This window comes from Candidatus Allofontibacter sp. (assembly GCF_038145245.1).
Lineage (GTDB): Bacteria > Pseudomonadota > Alphaproteobacteria > Pelagibacterales > Pelagibacteraceae > Fontibacterium.
In genome coordinates this window covers 40882-63628 of record NZ_JAYQPI010000003.1, presented here as the reverse complement: position 1 = coordinate 63628, position 22747 = coordinate 40882, and the positions used below count along the sequence as shown (strand labels likewise).

Below are 22747 nucleotides of genomic sequence, written 5' to 3'. Positions count from 1 at the left end.
GTTGCATTCGTTCCACCAAAACCAAAGCTATTAGACATTATACAATTTAAATCTACATTTTTTTTAACTTCGGTCACAATAGGTAAACCTTTTATTTTTTCATCTAAATCCTTCACGTTTGCTGATGCTGCTATAAATCTATTTTTCATCATCAATAGACAGTAAATAGCTTCTTGCACTGAAGTAGCACCAAGCGAATGTCCTGTGATTGATTTTGTTGAACTAAAAGGAGGAACTTTATCTTTAAAAACTTCTTTCATTGCCTCGATTTCTTTTGTATCTCCCACAGGAGTAGAAGTTCCGTGAGTGTTAACATAATCTACCTTTGAATTTCTTAGATTCTGCATAGACATTTTCATACATCTAACAGCACCTTCGCCAGATGGTGCAACCATATCATAACCATCAGATGTGGCTCCATATCCTGTAATTTCGGCTAAAATTTTAGCTCCTCTAGCTTTGGCGTGTTCATACTCCTCTAATACGACAACACCTGCTCCTCCTGCGATTATAAAGCCGTCTCTGCTTGAATCGTAAGGCCTAGAAGCCGTTTGTGGTGTATCGTTATATTTTGATGATAATGCAGTCATTGCATCAAACATTGCAGAAAGGCTCCAATCTATTTCTTCACCGCCTCCCGCAAAAACAATATCTTGTTTTCCAAATTGGATAAGTTCCATAGCATTACCAATACAATGTGCGCTCGTTGCACAAGCAGAACTAATTGAATAATTAACTCCTTTGATTTTAAATGGTGTTGCAAGTGTTGCAGAGCATGTGCTTGCCATTGTTCTTGGTACAATAAAAGGACCCATTTTTTTAGGACCGGATGCTCTTGTTGAATCAATCGCAAACATTACGTTTTTAATTGAAGGGCCACCCGATCCGATAATAATTCCAGTTTTTTCGTTGCTAATTTCTTTTTCAGTTAGACCGGATTCTTCAATTGCTTCTTTCATTGAGAGATAAGCATAAGCTGAGCCATCGCCCATAAATCTCAAAACTTTTCTATCAATTAAATCTTCGTACTTAATATTAGGAATACCGCAGACTTGGCTTTTAAAATTGTATTTTTTATATTCTTCAGAAAAGGTTATTCCAGATTTAGTATTAAGAAGAGAATCTAAAACTTCTTTTTTATTATTACCAATGCATGATACTATCCCTGAACCTGTGATTACAACTCTTCGCATCAATTCTCCCTAACTTTTAAATAAACCAACTTTAAGATTTTTAGCGTTATATATTTCTTTGTTGTCCGCAAAGACTAAACCATCAGCTAAACCAACACAAGTTTCGCCTTTTCTTAATAATCTTTTGATATTAATGACATATTTTACAAGTTTTACTTTTTTTACAACTTCTCCTGTAAATTTTACCTCATTCACACCAAGTGCTCGACCGTAACCAGGATTTCCTAACCAACCAAGATAAAATCCCAAAAGTTGCCACATTGCATCTAATCCTAAACATCCAGGCATCACAGGATCTCCTTTAAAATGACATTCGAAAAACCACAAATTATCTTTGATGTCTAATTCTGCTAAAATTTCACCTTTATTAAACGATCCACCCTCAGCTGTGATTGAAGTAATTCTATCAAACATCAACATTGGTGGAGCAGGTAATTTTGCATTACCAGGTCCAAATAATTTCCCCTCAGCACAATCAAGCAAGTCTTGATAATTGTATTTATTTTGTTGTTTCATGAAATTTTTAGAGAATTAAAATTATTGATAATTGATTGTTAATTTACAATTTAATAGCAGATTTTACAAATTTAATTAATAATTTCTTTATTTTCTAAGCCCCAAACGTGATCGGTTTGTATCCATCCTTTATATTTTTGAATTTCAATCAAACACCAATTTGGAATACATTTTTTAATAGCGGCAGCTTCTAAATTTCCAATTTTAATAATCGGTCTTGAATAGATTGTTGCATTTTTAAAAAGAACAATTCCATCCTTTAAAGTTAATAAAGTTCTTTTTCGAGAGAGTTGACTTAAATGAATCCAGCCAATGTCACCTTGATAATCTTTAACTTTTCTCCACACCTCAAATTCGTCAATTACTTCAACTGGCATATTCTTTTTTTCATATACGAAAGCGATAGGATGGGTAGGCGAAGGTCCAATTCTAAGATTTGCAACACTGGTTCTAATACTAAGATATTTTTTAGTGATTATTTTTTGTGCTAGTAAATCTGTGCTTGTAAAAATGATAAAAGATAAAATAACAATTGTTGTTTTAAAACTCATTTAATTTTTTTAATACAGTTCTTATTTTTATTTAATTTAATTTTTTTAATTAAAAGATTTTCAGCACTAATAATTAGGATGCTTCCACACAACGAGTTTTCAAAATTTAATATTTCACGAATAGCTTCATTAGCCATAATTGTTCCTATCATTCCTGCAAGAGTAGATAAAACTCCTTCGCTTTGACAATCTATCATTTCTGTACTTGGAATTTCTGGCATAAAACATCTAAGACAAGGAGAGTTTTTCTTTTTAAAATTAAAAACAAAAACATGACCGTCGAACTTGCTTATAGCGCCGCAAATTAAGATCTTTTTATTTTTATAACAGTAATCGTTAATTAATAATTTAGATTTAAAACTGTCAGTCCCATCGATGATGAGATCATATTCTTTTGCAATTTTACCTATGTTGTTACTATCAATTTTAGTTTTAAATTTTTTAATTTTTATTTTAGAATTAATTTTTTTTAATTTTTTTTCAGCAATATCTGCTTTAAACTTATTAATATCCTTTTCATTAAATAAGATTTGTCGATGTAGATTTGAAATATTAATTTTGTCATGATCCGCAATTCCGATATTACTAATCCCAGATGAAGCAAGATAGAGAGCAACGGGGGAGCCTAATCCGCCAACACCAATAATCAGAATTTTTGTATCTATGATTTTTTTTTGACCAAAGCTGCCAATTTTTTTTAAATTGATATGAGCAATGTATCTTTTGACATCGTCATAACTAAGCTTCATGAATATTTATCTGCCCGTTGATCCAAATCCCCCGCTTCCACGAACTGACTCAGGAAGTGTATCTACTTCAAGTAATTCTGCTTTTACAACGGGACATAACACCATTTGAGCAATTCTTTGTCCGGGTTCAATTTTAAAATTTTCTAAACTTAGATTTATTAATATTACCTTAATTTCACCTCGATAATCAGCATCCACTGTTCCAGGTGTATTTAAAACACTAATCCCATTCTTCGCTGCAAGTCCTGATCTTGGTCTTATTTGTATCTCATAATTTTCAGGAATAGCTACAGACAGGCCCGTTGGTACTAATGTTCTTTCACTAGGTTTTAAAACTATTTCCTTATCTATATTAGCAATTAAATCTAAACCAGAAGAGCCCACTGTTTCATATTTAGGCAAATCCTTGTGCTTATAATTTATTTTTTTAACTAAAATTTTAACCATTATTGAATAAGAGCGTGAAGAATTTTGTTAGATAATTTTTTTGCAATTTCTGATTTTGTAGTTTTGTTAAATTTTTCAACTTCTTTATTTTTAGAAATTAAAAAAACTTCATTATAATCTGAGTTAAAGCCTATAGATTTATCAGCTACATTATTCGCGACGATCCAATCGCAGTGTTTGCTTTGGATTTTTTTTTGTGCATTTTCAATGACATCTCTTGTCTCCGCTGCAAAACCAACCACTAGTCTTGGTCGATTAATATTTTGGCTAGAGATAAAAGATAAAATATCAATATTTTTTTCAAGTTCTAAATTAAAATCTTCTAATCCTTCTTTTTTAATTTTTTCTTCATTATAGTTTTTAATTTTAAAATCAGAAACCGCAGCGGTGCAAACCGCAACATCTACTGGTAAATTATCTTTGCAAGCTTCAAACATTTGTTTTGCGGTTGTGACATTAATTACTTCAAGATTATCTTGATTTTTAATATCTAGTGAATTTGGGCCAATAACTAATTTTGTTTTAAAGCCTATATCATTTAATGATTTTGCAATTTCAAACCCTTGTTTTCCAGAAGATTCATTGGATAAAAATCTTACCGGATCAATATATTCTCGTGTTGATCCTGCTGTCACTAAGGCTTTCAAATTCTTATTATTAAATAAATTCTTTGAGAGAAAATAATTTTTAATAGTTAGAATAATTTCTTCAGGAGAAGACATTTTACCAATTCCTATTTCTCCGCAAGCCATTTCACCAATAGCTGGTCCAATAAATTTATATTTAAATTGAATAAGCTTTTGAAAATTTTCTTTATTAGCAGGATTATTCCACATCTCTACATTCATTGCTGGAGCAAGAAAAATAGGCTTGTTGGAAGCCATAATAACTGTTGTTGCAAAATCTTTAGCCTCACCGCGTGCAAAATTTGCCATCAAATTTGCAGTTGTCGGCGCAACAAGTATTAAATCGCACCATCTAGATAGTGCTATATGATCCATTTCTCCTTCATTATTAGGATCAAATAAATTTTCAAAAACTTTATTTTTAGAAAGAGCAGAAATTGATAGTGGCGTTACAAACTCTTTTCCAGAGTTAGTTAGAATGGTTTTAACTTCACAGTTATTCTTTTTAAGTTCTCTAATAACATCAAGAACCTTGTAAGCGGCTATTCCTCCGCCGATGACGATTAAAATTTTTTTGTTCTTAATTGAATTTATCATCGCGCTATTTGAATACTATTAGCAATATAATTACAATAATTAATAAACCTATAATTAGATAAGTCTTTTTTAGTTTTGAAGATTTTAGTTTAATTTCATATTCATTACTTTGGTTTTGATTTTTTATAAACTCATATGAACTTAAAAGCTCCATAGCTTTGTTTGCACGATTAATCATTTCAGGTAATTCTGGAAGTTTATCTAAAAGTTCTGTTGTTGTTTTTAATATTTTATCTATTCTATTTTTAGGACCAATCTCGTTGTTAAGCCAACCTTGCAATACTGGTTTTGAAATTTCCCAAATATTTGCATCCTCATCTAATGATCTTGCAACCCCTTCAACTACTACCATTGTTTTTTGTAGCAATAACAATTGTGGTTGAGTAACCATATTAAATTTTTCTGTTACTTCAAAAAGTCTAGCAAGCAACTTCCCAGCAGAAATATTCTTAGATAATTGTCCAAAAATAGGCTCTCCAATAGTTCTTAGAGCTTGAGTGAATTGATCTAAAGACTCAGTATTTGGAACTAAACCTGCAATAAAATGGACTTTTGCGACCTTTTCATAGTCACGGTTGATAAAACCATACAATATTTCAGCTAAATATTTTCTATTTGCAATATCTAGTCGGCCCATAATTCCAAAATCTACAGGCACAATATTTTCATTATTATCGACAAACAAATTGCCCTGGTGCATGTCGCCATGAAAAAAACCATCTCCAACTGCTTGTCTTAAAAAATTTTGTATTAGTAATCTTGATATTTTTTTTAAATCAATTTTATTTTTGATAAGCAATTCTTTATCCTTAATTGAAATGCCTTCTACTTTTTCAATGGTTAAAATTCTTTGAGACGTAAAATCCCAATATATAGATGGAACTTTAAAGCCTTCATCTTGTGCTGTATTTTTTTTAAGTTCACTTGCGGCTGCTGCTTCATATCTTAAATCCATTTCAATGTTCGTAATTTCTTTAAGAAGATCTATGATTTTTACTAATTTTAATCTGCGACTTTTCTTAACACTAAATTCAATTACCGATGCTAAAAATCTTAGAGCATTTAATTCTTTATTAAAAATTTTTTCTATATTGGGTCTTAATATTTTGACAGCAACATCAATTTCTTTTTTTTCATTGTTAATAATTTTAGCAAAATGAACTTGTGCAATAGATGCGGCGGCAATGGGTTTACTTAAATAAGTAATTTGTTGATATTTTTCTTCACCTAATTCTTTTCGTAAAGCTTCCTTTGACTGAGAGATATCAAAAGCGGGCATTTGATCTTGAAGTTTTTGTAACTCTTTTGCAAATTCTTCACCAACAATATCAGGACGGGTTGCAAGAAATTGACCCAGTTTTATAAAAGCAGGACCTAAAGTTAAAAAAGCATTTTTTAATCTTTCACCAGCACTTTTGTTTACAGAGTCTTTATTAAAAGTAGTAAAGCCAAAAATTTTTATTAAAACTTTAATAGATAGTGGTGGTTTATAAAATTCTTCAAAAATAGATAAACTATTAGATTTTGCTAAAGCTCTGCCAATTTTAATAAGAGTAAAAAAATTAGATAGCATTTTAAATTATTGTATTTTCCAACCCGAATGAATTGCAGCAATACCAGTTGTTAAGTTTCTATATTCCGTATTTATAAACTTAGCCTCTTTCATAAGGTTTAATAATTGTTCTTGGTTATAAAAATCTTTGATGCTTTGTAATAAATATTCATAGGGTTTCTTATCGCCAGCAACTACTCTTCCAATATGAGGAATAAAACTTGAATAAACAGAATAAAATTTTTCAATAATTTCATTATTAATTTTTGAAAACTCTAAACACATAAATCTTCCGCCTGGTTTAAGTAGTCGATAAGCCTCACTTAGTGTTTTTTTTATATCTGTTACGTTTCTTATACCAAAACTGATTATGTAGTAATCAAAACTAGATTCTTTTAAAGGAACTTCTTCTGCACTAGCGTGTAAAGAATCAATATTTTTATAATGCTCAAGTTTTTTTTTACCTTCATTTAGCATCTCAATATTTTGATCAACCATCATTGCCTGACCAGTAAAGTTGGTACGTTCAATAAAAAGTTTTGTCATATCTCCAGTTCCAGCAGCCATATCAATTAATTTTGAATTTAGCTTAGGTTGCATCCAATCAATCAAATTACTTTTCCATAGACGGTGAATACCAAATGACATGATGTCATTCATAAGATCATATTTTTTAAATACAGAATTGAAAACTGTATTGACGAAGTCTTTTTTTGAATCTTGTTTTGTATTAGTATCTTGCATTCTTTAAATATAGAACATTTACAATCAATAGTCATATAGTTAATGCCAGAATTACCAGAAGTAGAAGTAACTAAAAGAACCTTATTAAAATTTATTGAGAATAAAGTTATTAAGAATATAAAAATAAATAATTTTAATTTAAGATTTAAAATTCCTGCAAACTTTAAAAAGATTGTAATTAATCAAAAGATTATTAAGGTTTTAAGAAGATCTAAATATATTTTGATTTATCTAAAGAATAATTATGTAGTGATCGCTCATTTAGGAATGTCAGGAAAGTTTTTAATTAAGAATAGTTATTCTAAAGATTTTTTAAAAACTAGTTACTACTCTAATGAATTTTCAATAAAGCATAATCATTTAGAATTTTTTTTTTCTAATAATTTAAAAGTGGTTTATAATGATCCTAGAAGATTTGGTTTTTTTTTATTAGATAAAATCTCTAAATTAGATGCTAATAAATTTTTAAGTAAATTGGGGCCTGAGCCACTCAGTAAAAATTTAACGAAAGATTATTTAGTATTAAAAGCTAGAGCCACACAAAGAACGATAAAAACTTTATTAATGGACCAGTGTTTTATCGCTGGAATTGGAAATATTTATGCAAATGAAATTCTTTTTTTAGCAAGAATACAACCTAGTAAAATTTCTTCTAAATTAAACTTAATAGATATTGATAGGCTTTATTTTTCTATTAGAAGAGTTCTTAAAAAGGCTATTAAATTAGGTGGTTCAAGCATAAAAGATTTTCAGTCTTCAGTTGGTCAAAAAGGTCGCTTTCAAAATGAATTTAAAGTTTATGATAGGGAAGGTTTGAAATGTTCTAGGTCAGGATGTTCTGGTCTAATAGCAAGGGTTGTATCTCATGGGAGAGCAAGTTTTTTTTGTAGAGAATGTCAAAATTAAGTAATTGACCCTAATATCTTCAACTTATATATAATGCCCTAAAAATATGGCAAATACAGTCTCTGCTATTCGCGCAGTAAAAAAAATAAAAAAAAGAACTCAAGTTAATAAAATTAGAGTTGGGAAATATAAAGCTGCGGTAAAGATAATCGAAGAAGCAATTAAATCAAAAGATAAAGCAAAAGCTCTGAAATTATTTTCAAATTTTCAATCTCAGGTTATGAAAGCTTCCAAAAAAGGTTCTTTAAAAAGAACTACTGTTTCAAGAAAAGTTTCTCGTATTTCAAAACAAATCTCTAAATTATAAAATTTTTTTTATCAATTATTAGTTGATCTTATAATTTTTTGACAACTAAAAAGTTTGATCCTTTAAGTTGTAAATTAAAAAAAAATAAATTCTTTACTTGTGTTTACAATGCAAAAAAAATAGAACACATTGTTTTTTTAAAAATAATTTAAATGCCAAACCAAATAAATTTTAAAGATAATTTTAATAGTGATAAAGCGAGATGGGACTCATTACAACAATCTCTATTAGGACTTTATGGCAAGGATGTATACACAAGCTGGTTACAAAACATTAATTTTACTAAAATAAATTTTAATACTTTAGTTCTTAATGTAAAAACTCGATTTATTCGTGATTGGATCGTTGCTCATTATGCTGACAAAATTTTAGATTTATATAAAAAACTAGACACAAATATTACACGTATAGAGTTTCAGATTTCAGAAAGAGTTGAGATAAAAAACAACAATAAATCAAACGTAATTGATTTTGAAAAGAAAGATCTAATTCAAGATAGTGGTAGTTATGGACTTTCAAAAATTGATGAAAGATTAGTTTTTGATAACTTCATAGTTGGAAAAAGTAATGAACTTGCTTTCACAGCAGCCAATAGAATTGTTGATAATTTAAATAAATATAATCCACTTTATATTTATGGAGGAGTTGGTTTAGGAAAAACTCATCTATTAAATGCTATTGGAAATAAATTATTAAAAAAGATAGATAAAGTTATTTACGTGTCTGCTGAAAGATTTATGTATCAATTTGTTAGATCTATAAAAAACAATGATGTAGTAAAATTTAAGGATATTTTTAGAAGTGCAAAAGTTTTAATTATAGATGATATACAATTTGTAAGTGGAAAAGATGTGACTCAAGAAGAGTTTTTTCACACGTTTAATGCGTTAATAGAATCTGGCTCGCAAATAGTTATTTCTTGCGACAGACCACCAAACGAACTGGACAGAATACAAGATAGAATTAAATCGAGACTATCAGGTGGTTTAGTTGTTGATATTCAAAGTCCAGATTTCGAACAAAGAGTTAAAATTTTAAAACAAAGATGTTTAAAAGAATTTCATGCCTCAGAAAAAAATATTGTTATAGATGATGAAGTTATTAGTTTTATTGCGAATGAATTAAAGCTTAGCGTTAGAGAGATGATAGGTGCATTTAATAGAATAGCTGCTCATTTAAATATTAATAATCGAAAAATCTCTGTCGTCGAAGCTAAGAATATCTTAAGAGATTCTTTGAATAAAATTGAAACTAATGTCACTGTAGAAGATATACAAAAAACAGTCGTTTCTTATTATAATATTTCGATGCACGATTTTATGTCATCAAGAAGATCCAGATCTGTTGCAAGGCCAAGGCAAATTGCAATGTATTTATCAAAGAAAATGACTACAAAATCTTTACCTGACATTGGTAGAAGATTTTCTGGAAGAGATCATACAACTGTTATCCATGCTATTAAAAAAGTAGAGGAATTAATGATCCAAGATAAAAATTTCGAAAATGAAATTAAAGATCTTAATCAAAAATTAACTAAAACTATTTAATGGAACTTAAGTTAAATAGAGACCTATTTCTTAAAAGTCTTTCTCATATACAGGGTATAGTTGAGAAAAAAAATACTATTCCAATATTATCTAATGTTTTATTAGATGCATCAAATGGAAAAATTACTATTTCTGCTACAGATTTAGATATTATTATTATTGAAGTTATTAAAGGTGAAATCATAAAAGAAGGCTCAACAACTACAACAGCCCAAGTTATTTATGATTTGGTTAGAAAATTACCATCAGGATCAGAAATATTAATTTCGCAAAAGACCGATGGGCAACTTTCTTTGATTTCAGCAAAATCAAATTTTAATTTAAAATGTTTACCACCAAAAGATTTTCCTATTACCCAAGATGATGTTGAAGGAGAAGCTCTAGCAATTAGTTCTTCTATATTTTTAAAATTACTTAATAAGACTAAGTTTGCAATCTCAAATGATGAAACTAGACATTATTTGAATGGAATATATTTACACAAAACAAATGAAAATAATCAATTATACCTTTCGGCAGTTGCTACCGACGGTCACAGATTATCAAAAAGCAGATTAGTATTAGATAAAGATGTGACTTTCGAGTCTGTTATATTACCTAAAAAAACATTATTTGAGCTAGTTACAATACTTCAAGAAGAGAATTCAGAACTAAAAATTACTGCAAGCAAAACTAAAATCAGATTTTCTATAAATGATATAACTTTAATTTCTAAAGTTATTGACGGCAGATTCCCGGATTATTCAAAAGTAATACCAACAGATAATAGCAACAAAATAACAGTGAATTTATCATCATTTATTTCTACTATTGATAGGATTAACTCATTGTCCTCTGATCGTAAGGGAACATTAAAACTTGTAGTGAATAAAGATATTTTAAAATTGTTAGTTAATGATCCTAGCGCAGGTGACGGTGTTGAAGAAATTATTCTAAGTTACAGCGGACCAGATTTAGAAATTGGTTTTAATTCTAAATACTTAATTGATGTGGGAGGCGTTATCGAAGACAAAAATGTAATGATTTATGCTAAAGACCCTTCATCACCAGTATTAGTTCACGATCCAGCAGATATTAATACTTTACATGTTATTATGCCAATGAGAGTGGCATGATTAAATGTTCCTGATTAAAGATATAAAATTACAGAATTTTAGATCACATTCTTTTACCGAGCTCAAAACTAATCATCCGATCATTTGCATTATTGGTCCAAATGGTAGTGGCAAAACCAACATACTAGAGGCTATGTCACTCATTGCAGATAAAAAAGGAATTAGGGGAACATTAATAGAGGACTGTATAAAAAAAGATTCTAAAGACAAAACAGTTATTTCCACAATTATTAGTTATGAAAAAAAAGATTACAAAGTCGACGTAATTTTTGAATCAAAAGAAGATAAAGTAAAAAAATATTTAAATATTGATAATAACAAATCCAGCTTAACTGAAGTCTTCAAGAATATAAATTTTACTTGGTTAACTCCTCAAATGGATAAAATTATGTATGAAGGAGATAGTATTAAAAGAAAATTTCTAGACAAAATTATTTCTAATTACAATTTAGATTATAAAAAAAATTTAGGTAACTTTAAAAAAATTTCAGAAGAGAGAATTCAATTATTAAAAGAAAATCAAGATTTACAATGGTTGAATATTTTAGAAAAGAAAATGATAAATGAATTGTGGAATATTTTTACCTATAGAAGAGTGTTTATTAAAGATATTAATAATATTATTTCAAAAAAATTAAATAATTTTTTAAAAATTAAATTAAATATAAAAAATTCTTATGATTTAGATCAAAATATAAGCAAAAAAGACTTTTATAAATTTTTTGAAAATAAATATTTTGAAAAACGTGAGATTGATCAAATAATAAAAAGAAATAGTGTAGGTCCGCAGTTTGATATTTTTGAATTTTTTAATGAGGAAACCAAATTAAATTCTGACTTTTGTTCAACAGGTGAGCAAAAAAAAATATTAATATCATTAATATTGGCATTTATTTTGTTAATGAAATCTAAAAATATAAATTCGATACTTTTATTTGATGAAATTGTGTCCCATATTGATGGCAAAAATCTTGAACTTTTTTTCAATGAAATTGCAAAAATAGGGATGCAAACTTGGTATACAGGAAACAATATACAACAGTTCCAAACTATTGAAAATAAAGCATTTTTTGTAAAATTATAACAATTACCTTGTCTTAATTAGGGGTAAAAAATGTTATAAAAGGCTTCAAAAAAAATTCATAAATGCCAGAAAATTTACAAAAAAAACCTCAAAATAATTCATACGAAGCAGACTCAATTAAAGTTTTAAAAGGCTTAGATGCGGTTAGAAAAAGACCGGGAATGTATATTGGTGACACAGATGATGGCACTGGTCTGCACCATATGGTTTTTGAAGTCATTGATAACTCTATAGATGAAGCTTTAGCAGGTCACTGTAATGAAATTTATGTTTCATTAAATAAAGATCAAAGTGTTACTGTTGAAGATAATGGAAGAGGTATACCCGTTGATATGCATAAAGAAGAAGGAATATCTGCGGCAGAAGTAATTATGACCCAGTTACATTCTGGTGGAAAATTTGATCACGATTCATATAAAATTTCAGGTGGATTACATGGAGTAGGAGTTTCCGTGGTGAATGCTTTGTCTGAAAATTTAAAATTAAATATTTTTAGAAAAAATAAAGAATATCTCGCAGAATTTAAAGATGGAGTTACTATAAAATCTTTAAAGCAAATTGGTGATGCGAAGAAAGCAAATGGTACCTCAGTAACTTTTTTGCCTTCAAAAAAAATATTTACTACCACAGTATTCGATATCAATATTTTAAAAAAAAGAATTAAAGAATTAGCCTACCTTAATAAGAGTATTCAAATTATTCTAGAAGATAAGCGAGAAGAAAAAGTAAAAAGATCTGAATATAAGTTTGATGGCGGTATTGCAGAATTTGTAATTGATTTTGATAAAAATAAAGAAAAGCTTAAGTCAGAAACGGGTGAAAATCTTTTTACAAAACCAATATATATTTCAGGAAGTAAGAATGACATTCAATTAGAAGTGGCTCTGGTTTGGAATGCCGGTTACCAAGAACAAATTGTAACTTTTACAAATAACATACCGCAAAAAGATGGCGGAACACATTTAGTTGGTTTTAGAAATGCATTAACAAGAACTATAAATAAATATGTTGTCGATAATAGCATTTTAAAGAAAGAAAAAATTTCTGTAACTGGAGACGATGTCAGAGAAGGATTGACTGCAATAATATCAGTAAAAGTTAAGGATCCTAAATTTTCATCCCAAACTAAAGAAAAATTAGTTTCATCAGAAGTCCGTCCAGTAGTAGAAGGAATAGTTAATGAAAAACTTGAAGTCTGGTTTGATCAAAATAATAAAATTACAAAAGCCCTTGTAAATAAAATCTCACAAGCCGCTCTAGCCAGAGAACTTGCTAGAAAAGCGAGAGAGAGTGTTAGAAGAAAAAGCGCATTAGATATTTCTAGTTTGCCAGGTAAATTGGCCGATTGTCAGACAAAGGATAAAGATAAAGCCGAATTATTTATAGTAGAGGGGGATTCAGCGGGTGGATCTGCTAAACAGGCAAGAAATAGGGAATTTCAGGCGGTTTTGCCTTTAAGAGGAAAGATTTTAAATACCTATGTTGATTCAAAAAATAACGGGTCAAGCAAGTTAGATCCTGCAGAGGCAAAAAAGGTTTATGCCAAGATGCTTTCTTCAAACGAAATTATAACTTTAATTAACGCTATTGGTACTGGATTTGATGATTTTAGTTTAGAGAAATTAAGATATGGAAAGATTATTATTATGACCGATGCGGATGTCGACGGATCTCATATAAGAACTTTATTATTAACTTTTTTTAATAATGAACCATTTAATGAACTTATTAAAAATGGAAAAATTTATATAGCGCAACCACCTTTATATAAAATCAAAGTAGGAAAAAAAATCTCTTACATCAAAAACGATGAAGATCTTTTTGATATCACTATTGATACAGCCAAAGATAATATTAAATTTTTCTCAGAAGAAAATGGAAAAGTAAAAGAAGAAAATTTCGATGAGATCATAGAATACTGCAGAAGATTTGATTCAAGAGTAAAAAATTTAGGAAAAGATTTTGATAAAGAGTTAGTCGAAGCTCTAACTGTCGTTGGAAGTTTTTATAAAGATAAAAAAGATTTTTTAATTCGAGATGATTCTAATGGTAAGAAAAAAAATGGCGCCATACAAGCTGCAGCAGAATATTTAAATAGATTTGGTAATAATGCAGAAAATAATTTATGGACAGGTTCGTTTAAAGAAAATTCATTTATTTTAGAAAAAAAATATTATGAAGAAACTATTGTTAAAAAATTAAGTTTAGATTTTTTAAATACCAAGCATGTAGAAGAATTAAGTCTATTAGGTGATATGCTGAAAGTTTTCAGAAAAAATTGCCACATGATTAATTCTGCTAATGAAAAAATCGATATTTATTCTCCAATAGATTTTCTAAAAAAAATAATAGAAGAAGGAAAAAAATCTATCTCTATACAGCGATTTAAGGGACTAGGAGAAATGAACCCAGAAGAATTGTGGGAAACAACTCTAAATCCAGAAAACAATACATTGTTAAAAGTAAATTATTCTGGAAATGATGTTGATAATGAAACTACTAATCCAGGTGATCGAGATAGAGAAATTTTCAAAATTTTAATGGGCGAAGATGTTGTTCCAAGAAAAGATTTTATTAATAAAAACGCAATTAATGTAAATAATCTAGATATCTAGTTTAATGAATTTAGCAAAATTACCAGAGCTAAATGATAATCAGATAAAACTTTTAACACTAATTAATATTCGTTGGGTTGCAATTTTTGGTCAGTTTGTAACAATATCAATCGTATTTTTTTACTTTAATTTTACTTTTAATATTGAGTATTGTTATTTATTAGTTTTATTTTCTTCTTTTCTTAATATCGTTCTCCAAATTAGATCAAAAAAAACAGATCTATTGTCTAATAAACAAGCTACTTTTAGCATCCTTTATGATTTGTTTCAGTTATTTGGATTACTATTTTTAACTGGCGGGCTAACAAATCCATTTTCAATATTAATTGTTGCTCCAATTACAATTGCTGCAGGATTTTTAAATTTAAGAAGCAGTATTCTGATAGGTTTTTTATCAATTGTATTAATTATTATTTTATCTCTTTTTTATTTTGAATTACCAGGACTTGAAAATAATTATCTTTTTCCAAAATTTTACATTTTAGGATTAGTATTGGCATTATGTACGACAATAATATTTTTAGCTATTTATTCACAAAGATTAGCAATAGAAAGTGCACAAAGAAATGAGGCATTTAATTTTTTGCAACAAATATTTTTAAGAGAGCAAGAATTGAAATCTTTAGGAGGTCTAGCAGCAGCAGCAGCACATGAATTGGGAACGCCTTTAAATACCATATCTTTAGTGGCTAAAGAGTTAAAGAAAGAGATAGGATCAAATAACAAGTTTAATCAAGATTTAGATTTGCTTATTTCTCAATCTAAAAGATGTAGCGATATATTAAAGCAGATATCAAAAAATCCCTATTCTGAAAAAGAAGATAAATTTTTTGATAAAGCATCATTTAAAATTATTATTCATGAGATTGTGGATTCATTTAAAGATTTAAGTAAGAAAAAAATAATTATTAATGAAGAAAACTATAAAAAAGATTATTTAATTACAAAGAAAATTGAAATTATTTATAGTCTTAAGAATATCATTGATAATGCATTAAAGTTTTCATCAAATAAAGTTGAGATTTTTCTATTATCTAATCAAGATGAGTTGAGAATAAAAGTAGAAGATGATGGAGTAGGTTTTTCAAAGCAAATATTAGGATTTTTAGGAGATCCTTATATTAATAAAAAGGATCTTGGTAATAATAAAGAGGGGTTGGGTCTTGGTATTTTTATAGCAAAAGTTTTTTTAGAAAGATTATCTGCAATTATTAATTTTTATAATTTAGAAGATAAAGGGGCCACGGTTGATATATCTTGGCAGAAAAAAGATTTAATTAATTTAAAGCTTATATAGCTGGCTCTTGTTGAGTCATGCAATGAATTGCTCCAAATCCCCAAATAAGATCACGGCAATTAATTGGAACAATTTTTCTATTTTTAAAATGCTTTTCCAAAATCTGAAAAGCTTTATCGTCATTTTTATCTTCAAAGATTGGAAGTAACACAATTTTATTTGCTATATAAAAATTTAAGTAGCTAGCAGGCACTCTTGTGTCTTCAATAATTAAAGGTGATGGCATAGGTATTTCTACAATTGTATTTTGTTTACCTAAATGATTTCTAGATTTTTTTAAGATTTTTAAATTTTCATTTAAAGCTGAGTAATTTTCGTCACTTTTTTTATATTCCATTGCTGTAAATATTTTGTCATCATCAAAAAATCTTGTGATGTCATCGATATGACCATGAGTATCATCACCAACGATACCCTTATTAAGCCATATAAAATTTTTTATACTTAAACTTTCGCTTAAGATTGTTTCTAGTCTTTCTCTACTTAATCCAGGATTTCTTTCTTGAACTTTGCTTAATAAACATTCTTTTGTTGCGATTAATGTTCCTTTTCCATTCACATCAATTGCCCCACCTTCCAATATAACATCTTTAATTTTATTTTTAATTTTTGCTTTTACGTCTATTAAATCTATATTTTTAATTTTTGCTATTTGCGGCTTAATATTATTGTCAAAATTGTAATCTTTATATTTTGCCCACGCATTGAAATGAAAATTAGTCATAATCTTTTTTTTTAAAAGATCGTTTACTAGAAAAATAGGTCCAGTATCTCTAGTCCAAACTCTATTTGTCTTAATAATATGAAAATTAATTTTATTAAGGTTCGTTCTTTCTTTAATTAAAATTTTCTTAATATTATTTTTAACTGATCTTGATTGAATTAAAATATCAACGTTTTGAACTTTAGATAATGCTGAAGCTATTTTTGCAAAAGTTGATGGAATATTTTCAAATTTATTAGGCCAGTCATTTTTATTATGTGGCCATGCTAACCATGTAGAGCTTTGCTTTTCCCACTCTGCTGGCATTCTATAACCCAAGGATGCCAGATTTTCATTCATCGGAAGGATTTTTTAATAGACCGTGATATTGATCAATTCTTCTATCTCTTAGGAAAGGCCAATGCTGTCTTACTTTCTCAACTTTGCTCAGATCAATGTTAGTGATAATAATCTCTTCCTTGTTGTTACTAGCCTCAGCAATAATATTTCCATTAGGGTCAAAAACGATTGAATTACCCCAAAATTCTATAGATTTATCTTTTTTGCCTTCAATACCTACTCTGTTAACAGAAACAACAAATACACCATTTGCTATAGCGTGTGATCTTTGAATTGTAAGCCATGCATTTAATTGTGATTTACCAAACTCTTTTTTTTCACGTAAATGCCATCCTATTGCTGTTGGATAAAATATAATTTCTGCACCTTTTAAAGCCGTTAGGCGCGCAGCTTCTGGAAACCATTGATCCCAGCATATTAAAGTTCCAATTGTACCATGTTTTGTATTGAAACTTTTAAAACCTAAATCCCCTGGTGTGAAATAAAATTTTTCATAATATTGAGGATCATCAGGGATGTGCATTTTTCTGTAATGACCAAAAATCTTTCCTTTTTCATCAATCACAACGCATGAGTTATGATAGAGACCTGAAACTTTCTTTTCAAAAAGTGGAACAATTATTATTACACTTATTTTTTTTGCTAATTCGCATAATATATCAGTAGTCTTCCCAGGTATTTTTTCTGCTATCGCAAAGTTATCGTGATTTTCTTCTTGGCAAAAATAATGAGTTAGAAATAGCTCGGGTAAACAAACAATTTGTGCCCCCTTTTTTTTTGCTAATTTAATTTTTTCAATGGCTTTAGAGAGATTCTTTTCTGGATCATCGTCCATCTTCATCTGCACCAAAGCTACTTTAGTTAGTGAAGACATCTTTTATTTAAATAATTTAGAAAAACTCCTTTTTGGTCTATTCTTCCAGTAGCCTCTATGAAATGCATCGCTTGCTATTAAAGGTATAACACTAGTTGCTTCAGCAAAAACCATTTGTTCTCTCGCTGTATCTACTTTACCCCATGAACTTGCTTCTTTTAATGTAGAAGAACTGCACGCTCCATCTCTAACGTCAGCAACAGTAATTTGTATAGCATATTTGTGCATATCAACTTCTTTTCCTAGAAGTTCAGCACAGATTACTGTGTCTTGAATATAGTTCTTAGGAACGCCACCACCGATCATTAATAAACCCGAAGTTTTTGATTTAATTTTAATTTCTGTAAGTTCTCTAAAATCTCTTACAGAGTCAATTGTTAAATGTTTTTTAGGATTTCTTTCTTGATGCATTACTAAACCAAATCCAGCGCTAGAATCTGTAAATGCAGGGCAGAATATTGGTACATCATTTTCGTAGGCAAGTTGAATCAAAGATTCTTTTTTCTTCGAATTTTTTGTTAAATATTTTCCCATTTCTTTTATAAACTCACGAGAAGTATAGGGTCTAGGTTCTAATTGATCTGCTATTTCACCAACTGTTTTATCACACGCTTGAAGTTGATCCTCATCAATATATGTATCATATATTCTATCAATATAGTGTTCTCTCAATATATTGTCGTTTTGGAATTGAGACCCTTGATAGTGCTTAAAGCCAAGAGCTTCAAAAAAATCCATATCAACAATGGATGCCCCAGTTGAAACGATAGCATCGACCATGTTATTTTTAACTAAATCAGCATAAACTTTCATACATCCTGCAGCAGAAGTTGAACCAGCCAAAGTTAAGAAAATAGTACAGTTTTTATCATTTAACATTTCGTTATAAATTTGCGCTGCATTAGCTGTTTCTCTTGATGTAAAAGACATTTTAGACATACCATCAATGATTGGTCTTGCATCAAAAGAGGTAATGTCTATGTGTTCTATTGCTTTATTTAAAAAGCTGGATTTGTTGTGACCTATAGTTGGATTTGACGATTTGCTCATTAAGCAACAAGATAATTGCTTTTGTATTCCTCATCTTGTTCATTTTGATAAACGGACATTATTGGTTTGTCTTCGATCTCGAAAATGTCATCTGAGTAAAAACCGTTAAATTTAGTTCTGAAAGTTAAGCCATAACTACCTAATTGACCAATTTCTATATAATCACCTTCTTTTAAATTATTTGGCAACATGTAAGGACCTTTCATAAAATCCATACTATCGCATGTAGGTCCGTAGAAATTAAAAGGAGTTAAGCGTCTGCTTAAATCTTTTCCAGTATCAACCACTTTTGTTGGAAAAATGAAATTTGGAAAGCCAGCGTCAAACAAAGATCCGTATGTTCCGTCATTAATATATAAACTTTGTTTTTTTCTAAGCTCAACTTTAACAATAGTAGAACCGCTTTCTGCAACGATAGCTCTTCCAGGTTCACAAATTAATTCAGGTTGTTTAGGTAAATTTAATTTGTTTACAGCTTTTTTAATTTCTTCCATATAGTTTTCTAATGGTTGAGGATATAGATCTGGGTATTTGGACGGGAATCCTCCGCCAACATTTATAATATCAGGAGTAATTCCTGATTTTAAAATTATATTTCCAATTTCTTTGATTCCTTTTGAATAAGACACAGGGTGCATACATTGTGATCCAACATGAAAACTTACACCTAGTTTTTTAACAAGTGGTCTTACTAATTTTATTAAATTAATAGCTTCAGCAGGAGATGCTCCAAATTTTTTAGAAAGATCAATTTCAGAATGCTCATTAGAAACAAATATTCTTAGATATAAAGTTAAATCTTTTGCATCTTTTGTTGCTTCAAAAATTTTAATTAACTCATCTTTTGTATCAAAAGAAAAATCTCTTACATTGTAATTAAAATATGCTTCTTCAATACTCTTTCTATTTTTTACAGTGTGCATGAAATAAAGCTTTGCATCTTTTGCAATCGACTTAACTAATTTAATTTCTTCTATAGAGGCTACATCAAAATTTGTGATTCCATTTTGATAGATGTGTTTGATAACACTTTTATGAGGATTTGTTTTTACAGCATATAGGGGTTTCCCCGGAAAATTATTTACAAAAAAATTACAAGCCAGTTTTATACTCTCTGGCCGAATACAATATACAGGGTTTACTGGTTGAAGATCTCTGACTAAATCAGAAACAGAATTAAATTTTTTCAATTCTTGTTATGTCCTTTTGTTAAAAAAATTATTATTAATTAACCAATTGAGTCGGCAATTAAAGCTATTTTTAATTTCTGTAAAGTATTTATTTTAGGTAAGAAATTTTTTTTCCACACTGTGTCCTTAGCTTGAGATTGGGTTCTGGAAGGACTATAATCGGATACCGATGAATAAAAGCTTAACCTCAAAAGCGAATCTAGATCAGTTTGAGAACAAATCTTTGCTTATAGTGGACGATGATGATCCGTTTCGAAATAGGCTTTCAAAAGCTATGGAAAATAAAGGTTTTTCTGTTGTTTCAGCTTCTAGTGTTGCTGAGGCGAACCAAAAAGTTATAGCCTCACCTCCGACTTTTGCTATCATTGATCTTAGATTAAACGATGGAAGCGGTCTTGATGTTGTGAAAGAGATCCATAAGGTAAGAACTGATAGTAGAATTATAGTTTTAACAGGCTATGGAAACATTCCCACAGCTGTAGCTGCAGTAAAGTCGGGAGCTATAGACTACCTTGCAAAGCCTGCTGATGCTGAAGATTTAGAGGCCGCTTTATTGGCAGATAAAGATAAAAAGGCAACTCCTCCAGAAAATCCAATGTCTGCTGATAGGGTAAAATGGGAACATATTCAGAGGGTGTTTGAATTATGCGATCGAAACGTTTCTGAGACGGCTAGAAGACTTAAAATGCATAGAAGAACTCTTCAAAGAATTCTTTCAAAAAGATCTCCAAAATAATTAATTATTCTTACAAGACCTAAAATAAGTGTTCTGTATTAATATTCTTTTGTTTGGTCCTATAATTAAATGATCTATTTTAAATAAATTATTATTTATTATTCTTAAGTACGTTTTGTAGATATCTTTTTTGCAAAAATACCTAGAAACGAGATTATCTTTAAAATTTTTATTAAATTTTTGATAAATTTTATTCTTTTTATCTCCTAATAAGAAATAAAATTTTATAAAGTTATTATTTTCAACTATATCAAACTTTTGATATCCAGATATTATATTTTCATTACCTTTTTTATGAATTAAACTTTTTTCTTCGTAATAAAAGTTGTTTAATTTTTTAGATCTTAAAGACATCAAGCCTTCACCTAAAAAACCATTTGATATTTTTTTTTTTAGATACCAAGAACCTAAAAGGTTTTTGAACATTAATAATTAATTATTAAGAATTTAAGATTTAATAAATTTTTTTAATTTAAGAATCTTTGGGATTAATAATGCAAGCAAAGTTATTTTAAATAACTCAGCAAATATAAAAGGAGTAACTCCTAGTTTTATGATTGAAAAATTCCATCCAAATATTATGCCAAGCCAAATAACTCCTAATAAATATGTTGGAATAATTGCAATTATTAGTTTTGTAATTCTTGTTATAATTTTATCTTCATATTTAATATTTCCAGACAGATATACAGTAATAAAATATCCCATTATGTATCCGCAAGTTGGCCCAAGTATATAAGCTAGTCCAATTCCTTTTTCAGGTGTGCCAGCAAATACTGGTAGGCCAAATAGTCCCTCTAAAAAATAAGTTAATAGTATTAAAAGACCTGTTCTTTTTCCAAAAAAAACTCCAATTGCCATAATTACAAATGTTTGCATTGTCATTGGCACTGGATAAAATGGAACTTTAGTCTTTGCAGATAAAGTAATTATAAAAGTTGCAAAAATGATTATGGGTAGTAACCACATAATTTCTTTTAATAAAAAAAGTTTTTTATTTTGAATTTTGTTATTAAACATTTTTTTTTGTTAATTTTAAAAAAACATCCTCTAAGTCCGCATCTTCTGTTAAAATATCTAAAATTTCAATATTTTTTTCTTTAACTTCCGATATGATTTCTTCAATTTTATTCTCATTTTTATTATAGATAACACTAATAAGATCAGGTTTTGGATAATTAATTGTAAGACCGGACTTAAGTTTTTCGCCAATATTTTTAGGTATTTTTAATTTAAAAATAATTTTTTTGGTTAAAATATTATTTAATAAATTTTCAGTTTTATCTAATGCTATTAATTGACCGTGATTTATAATTGCAATTCGATCACATAATTGTTGAGCTTCCTGAAGATAGTGAGTTGTTAAAATAATTGTCACTCCTTGTTTATTAAGCTGTTGAATATTTTCTAAAAGTTGTTGTCTAAGATCTACATCAACCCCGGCTGTTGGTTCGTCCAGAATTAAAATGGGAGGTTGATGAACGAGTGCTTTTGCAACTAATAATCGTCTTTTCATTCCTCCAGACAAACTTCGCGCATAAGAATTTGCTTTATCTTTAAGCATAGTAATTTCTAAAATTTTATCAGTGATCCTTTCATTTTTTCTTATTCCATACATGCCAGCTTGGATCTCTAGCAACTTTCTTGGAGAAAAAAACGGATCAAGATTTGTTTCTTGAGGAACTATTCCTATAGAGCTTCTTATTTCTCTAGAATTTTTATCTAAATCGAAGTTCCATACCTTTACTGAGCCAGATGATTTTATAACTGTACCTGCAAGAATATTTATAAATGTAGATTTGCCAGCACCGTTTGGACCTAACAAACCAAATATTTCTCCTTTATTAACATTTAAACTAATGTTTTTTAAAGCGTGGATTGTATTTTTTTTTGTTCTAAATTCTTTTGAAAGGTTATTAATTTCTAGTGCTAAAAAGTTTTCCATTAATATTATGTAATATAATTTTTGTATTTATAAGATAATATTT

General features: G+C 28.9%; 23 protein-coding genes. 8 read left to right on the top strand and 15 right to left on the bottom strand.

What is annotated here, in order from left to right:
• From fabB to ubiE, 8 genes are all read right to left on the bottom strand, one after another.
• The coding region (gene fabB, locus AC8IGH_RS01390; protein ID WP_507418926.1) for a beta-ketoacyl-ACP synthase I at window positions 1-1193 on the bottom strand (1193 nt) is incomplete at its 3' end.
• Between the two features lie 9 nt (window positions 1194-1202).
• On the bottom strand, window positions 1203-1709 hold the full coding sequence (gene fabA, locus AC8IGH_RS01385; protein ID WP_507418925.1) for a bifunctional 3-hydroxydecanoyl-ACP dehydratase/trans-2-decenoyl-ACP isomerase: 507 nt from the start codon (window positions 1707-1709) through the stop codon (window positions 1203-1205).
• A 71-nt stretch (window positions 1710-1780) separates the two neighbouring features.
• Window positions 1781-2260, bottom strand: a complete 480-nt coding sequence (locus AC8IGH_RS01380; RefSeq protein WP_507418924.1) for an SH3 domain-containing protein — start codon at window positions 2258-2260, stop codon at window positions 1781-1783.
• Window positions 2257-3009 carry a HesA/MoeB/ThiF family protein gene (locus tag AC8IGH_RS01375; protein ID WP_507418923.1) on the bottom strand — a complete coding sequence of 251 codons (753 nt, stop codon included), beginning with the start codon at window positions 3007-3009 and terminating at the stop codon, window positions 2257-2259. The genes AC8IGH_RS01380 and AC8IGH_RS01375 overlap by 4 nt, the downstream gene beginning before the upstream one ends.
• 6 nt (window positions 3010-3015) lie before the next feature.
• Complete coding sequence (gene dut / locus AC8IGH_RS01370; RefSeq protein WP_507418922.1) at window positions 3016-3456, bottom strand: dUTP diphosphatase; 441 nt, start codon at window positions 3454-3456, stop codon at window positions 3016-3018.
• Entirely contained in the window at window positions 3456-4679 is a 1224-nt protein-coding gene (gene coaBC, locus AC8IGH_RS01365; protein ID WP_507418921.1) for a bifunctional phosphopantothenoylcysteine decarboxylase/phosphopantothenate--cysteine ligase CoaBC, read from the bottom strand. Before coaBC ends, dut begins: the two co-directional genes overlap by 1 nt.
• Before the next feature lie 4 nt (window positions 4680-4683).
• Complete coding sequence (gene ubiB / locus AC8IGH_RS01360; protein WP_507418920.1) at window positions 4684-6252, bottom strand: 2-polyprenylphenol 6-hydroxylase; 1569 nt, start codon at window positions 6250-6252, stop codon at window positions 4684-4686.
• Window positions 6253-6258: 6 nt separating this feature from the next.
• Window positions 6259-6975: a bifunctional demethylmenaquinone methyltransferase/2-methoxy-6-polyprenyl-1,4-benzoquinol methylase UbiE gene (gene ubiE, locus AC8IGH_RS01355; protein WP_507418919.1), complete on the bottom strand. Its 717-nt coding sequence runs from the start codon at window positions 6973-6975 to the stop codon at window positions 6259-6261.
• Between the two features lie 42 nt (window positions 6976-7017).
• Between ubiE and mutM the strand changes: the two genes are divergently transcribed.
• From mutM to AC8IGH_RS01320, 7 genes are all read left to right on the top strand, one after another.
• Window positions 7018-7881, top strand: coding sequence for a bifunctional DNA-formamidopyrimidine glycosylase/DNA-(apurinic or apyrimidinic site) lyase (mutM, locus tag AC8IGH_RS01350; RefSeq protein ID WP_507418918.1), 864 nt, complete (start codon window positions 7018-7020; stop codon window positions 7879-7881).
• 46 nt (window positions 7882-7927) lie between these two features.
• On the top strand, window positions 7928-8188 hold the full coding sequence (rpsT, locus tag AC8IGH_RS01345; protein WP_017969648.1) for a 30S ribosomal protein S20: 261 nt from the start codon (window positions 7928-7930) through the stop codon (window positions 8186-8188).
• Between the two features lie 152 nt (window positions 8189-8340).
• Entirely contained in the window at window positions 8341-9735 is a 1395-nt protein-coding gene (gene dnaA, locus AC8IGH_RS01340) for a chromosomal replication initiator protein DnaA (RefSeq protein ID WP_507418917.1), read from the top strand.
• Window positions 9735-10850 (top strand): DNA polymerase III subunit beta, encoded by a 1116-nt coding sequence (gene dnaN, locus AC8IGH_RS01335; RefSeq protein ID WP_507418916.1) that lies wholly within the window; start codon window positions 9735-9737, stop codon window positions 10848-10850. Before dnaA ends, dnaN begins: the two co-directional genes overlap by 1 nt.
• 4 nt (window positions 10851-10854) lie before the next feature.
• Window positions 10855-11934, top strand: coding sequence for a DNA replication/repair protein RecF (gene recF / locus AC8IGH_RS01330; RefSeq protein ID WP_507418915.1), 1080 nt, complete (start codon window positions 10855-10857; stop codon window positions 11932-11934).
• A 62-nt stretch (window positions 11935-11996) separates the two neighbouring features.
• Window positions 11997-14549: a DNA gyrase subunit B gene (locus AC8IGH_RS01325; protein WP_507418914.1), complete on the top strand. Its 2553-nt coding sequence runs from the start codon at window positions 11997-11999 to the stop codon at window positions 14547-14549.
• 4 nt (window positions 14550-14553) lie between these two features.
• Window positions 14554-15846, top strand: a complete 1293-nt coding sequence (locus AC8IGH_RS01320) for an ActS/PrrB/RegB family redox-sensitive histidine kinase (protein ID WP_507418913.1) — start codon at window positions 14554-14556, stop codon at window positions 15844-15846.
• Here the strand turns inward: AC8IGH_RS01320 and AC8IGH_RS01315 are convergent.
• Genes AC8IGH_RS01315 through AC8IGH_RS01300 form a run of 4 tightly spaced genes read right to left on the bottom strand, consistent with a single transcriptional unit; the run spans window position 15839 to window position 20023 of the window.
• Entirely contained in the window at window positions 15839-16909 is a 1071-nt protein-coding gene (locus AC8IGH_RS01315) for an agmatine deiminase family protein (RefSeq protein WP_507418912.1), read from the bottom strand. The two genes, AC8IGH_RS01320 and AC8IGH_RS01315, sit on opposite strands and share 8 nt — an antisense overlap.
• Window positions 16902-17783 carry a carbon-nitrogen hydrolase gene (locus AC8IGH_RS01310; RefSeq protein WP_507418911.1) on the bottom strand — a complete coding sequence of 294 codons (882 nt, stop codon included), beginning with the start codon at window positions 17781-17783 and terminating at the stop codon, window positions 16902-16904. Before AC8IGH_RS01310 ends, AC8IGH_RS01315 begins: the two co-directional genes overlap by 8 nt.
• A gap of 3 nt (window positions 17784-17786) precedes the next feature.
• A complete protein-coding gene (locus tag AC8IGH_RS01305; RefSeq protein WP_507418910.1) occupies window positions 17787-18833 on the bottom strand; it encodes a 1,9-bis(guanidino)-5-aza-nonane synthase in 1047 nt (348 codons plus the stop codon).
• The gene (locus AC8IGH_RS01300; protein WP_507418909.1) at window positions 18833-20023 is read right to left on the bottom strand and encodes a type III PLP-dependent enzyme; all 1191 of its coding nucleotides are present in this window, start codon (window positions 20021-20023) and stop codon (window positions 18833-18835) included. The genes AC8IGH_RS01305 and AC8IGH_RS01300 overlap by 1 nt, the downstream gene beginning before the upstream one ends.
• Before the next feature lie 169 nt (window positions 20024-20192).
• Between AC8IGH_RS01300 and AC8IGH_RS01295 the strand changes: the two genes are divergently transcribed.
• Window positions 20193-20759 (top strand): ActR/PrrA/RegA family redox response regulator transcription factor, encoded by a 567-nt coding sequence (locus AC8IGH_RS01295; RefSeq protein WP_507418908.1) that lies wholly within the window; start codon window positions 20193-20195, stop codon window positions 20757-20759.
• Here AC8IGH_RS01295 and AC8IGH_RS01290 read toward each other — a convergent pair whose 3' ends face one another.
• The 3 genes from AC8IGH_RS01290 to AC8IGH_RS01280 are packed head-to-tail and all read right to left on the bottom strand — an operon-like array spanning window position 20760 to window position 22704.
• Window positions 20760-21185, bottom strand: coding sequence for a DUF6314 family protein (locus tag AC8IGH_RS01290; protein ID WP_507418907.1), 426 nt, complete (start codon window positions 21183-21185; stop codon window positions 20760-20762). It lies immediately after the preceding gene.
• Between the two features lie 21 nt (window positions 21186-21206).
• The gene (locus tag AC8IGH_RS01285) at window positions 21207-21779 is read right to left on the bottom strand and encodes a biotin transporter BioY (protein ID WP_507418906.1); all 573 of its coding nucleotides are present in this window, start codon (window positions 21777-21779) and stop codon (window positions 21207-21209) included.
• Window positions 21772-22704, bottom strand: coding sequence for an ABC transporter ATP-binding protein (locus AC8IGH_RS01280; RefSeq protein ID WP_507418905.1), 933 nt, complete (start codon window positions 22702-22704; stop codon window positions 21772-21774). The genes AC8IGH_RS01285 and AC8IGH_RS01280 overlap by 8 nt, the downstream gene beginning before the upstream one ends.
• Window positions 22705-22747 lie beyond the last annotated feature (43 nt).

What these genes read in the sequence shown, in the direction of transcription:
- fabA (WP_507418925.1), bottom strand. Translation starts at nt 1,709, where the DNA reads ATGAAACAACAAAATAAATACAATTATCAAGACTTGCTTGATTGTGCT.
- AC8IGH_RS01380 (WP_507418924.1), bottom strand. Translation starts at nt 2,260, where the DNA reads ATGAGTTTTAAAACAACAATTGTTATTTTATCTTTTATCATTTTTACA.
- AC8IGH_RS01375 (WP_507418923.1), bottom strand. Translation starts at nt 3,009, where the DNA reads ATGAAGCTTAGTTATGACGATGTCAAAAGATACATTGCTCATATCAAT.
- dut (WP_507418922.1), bottom strand. Translation starts at nt 3,456, where the DNA reads ATGGTTAAAATTTTAGTTAAAAAAATAAATTATAAGCACAAGGATTTG.
- coaBC (WP_507418921.1), bottom strand. Translation starts at nt 4,679, where the DNA reads ATGATAAATTCAATTAAGAACAAAAAAATTTTAATCGTCATCGGCGGA.
- ubiB (WP_507418920.1), bottom strand. Translation starts at nt 6,252, where the DNA reads ATGCTATCTAATTTTTTTACTCTTATTAAAATTGGCAGAGCTTTAGCA.
- ubiE (WP_507418919.1), bottom strand. Translation starts at nt 6,975, where the DNA reads ATGCAAGATACTAATACAAAACAAGATTCAAAAAAAGACTTCGTCAAT.
- mutM (WP_507418918.1), top strand. Translation starts at nt 7,018, where the DNA reads ATGCCAGAATTACCAGAAGTAGAAGTAACTAAAAGAACCTTATTAAAA.
- rpsT (WP_017969648.1), top strand. Translation starts at nt 7,928, where the DNA reads ATGGCAAATACAGTCTCTGCTATTCGCGCAGTAAAAAAAATAAAAAAA.
- dnaA (WP_507418917.1), top strand. Translation starts at nt 8,341, where the DNA reads ATGCCAAACCAAATAAATTTTAAAGATAATTTTAATAGTGATAAAGCG.
- dnaN (WP_507418916.1), top strand. Translation starts at nt 9,735, where the DNA reads ATGGAACTTAAGTTAAATAGAGACCTATTTCTTAAAAGTCTTTCTCAT.
- recF (WP_507418915.1), top strand. Translation starts at nt 10,855, where the DNA reads ATGTTCCTGATTAAAGATATAAAATTACAGAATTTTAGATCACATTCT.
- AC8IGH_RS01325 (WP_507418914.1), top strand. Translation starts at nt 11,997, where the DNA reads ATGCCAGAAAATTTACAAAAAAAACCTCAAAATAATTCATACGAAGCA.
- AC8IGH_RS01320 (WP_507418913.1), top strand. Translation starts at nt 14,554, where the DNA reads ATGAATTTAGCAAAATTACCAGAGCTAAATGATAATCAGATAAAACTT.
- AC8IGH_RS01315 (WP_507418912.1), bottom strand. Translation starts at nt 16,909, where the DNA reads ATGAATGAAAATCTGGCATCCTTGGGTTATAGAATGCCAGCAGAGTGG.
- AC8IGH_RS01310 (WP_507418911.1), bottom strand. Translation starts at nt 17,783, where the DNA reads ATGTCTTCACTAACTAAAGTAGCTTTGGTGCAGATGAAGATGGACGAT.
- AC8IGH_RS01305 (WP_507418910.1), bottom strand. Translation starts at nt 18,833, where the DNA reads ATGAGCAAATCGTCAAATCCAACTATAGGTCACAACAAATCCAGCTTT.
- AC8IGH_RS01295 (WP_507418908.1), top strand. Translation starts at nt 20,193, where the DNA reads ATGAATAAAAGCTTAACCTCAAAAGCGAATCTAGATCAGTTTGAGAAC.
- AC8IGH_RS01290 (WP_507418907.1), bottom strand. Translation starts at nt 21,185, where the DNA reads ATGTTCAAAAACCTTTTAGGTTCTTGGTATCTAAAAAAAAAAATATCA.
- AC8IGH_RS01285 (WP_507418906.1), bottom strand. Translation starts at nt 21,779, where the DNA reads ATGTTTAATAACAAAATTCAAAATAAAAAACTTTTTTTATTAAAAGAA.
- AC8IGH_RS01280 (WP_507418905.1), bottom strand. Translation starts at nt 22,704, where the DNA reads ATGGAAAACTTTTTAGCACTAGAAATTAATAACCTTTCAAAAGAATTT.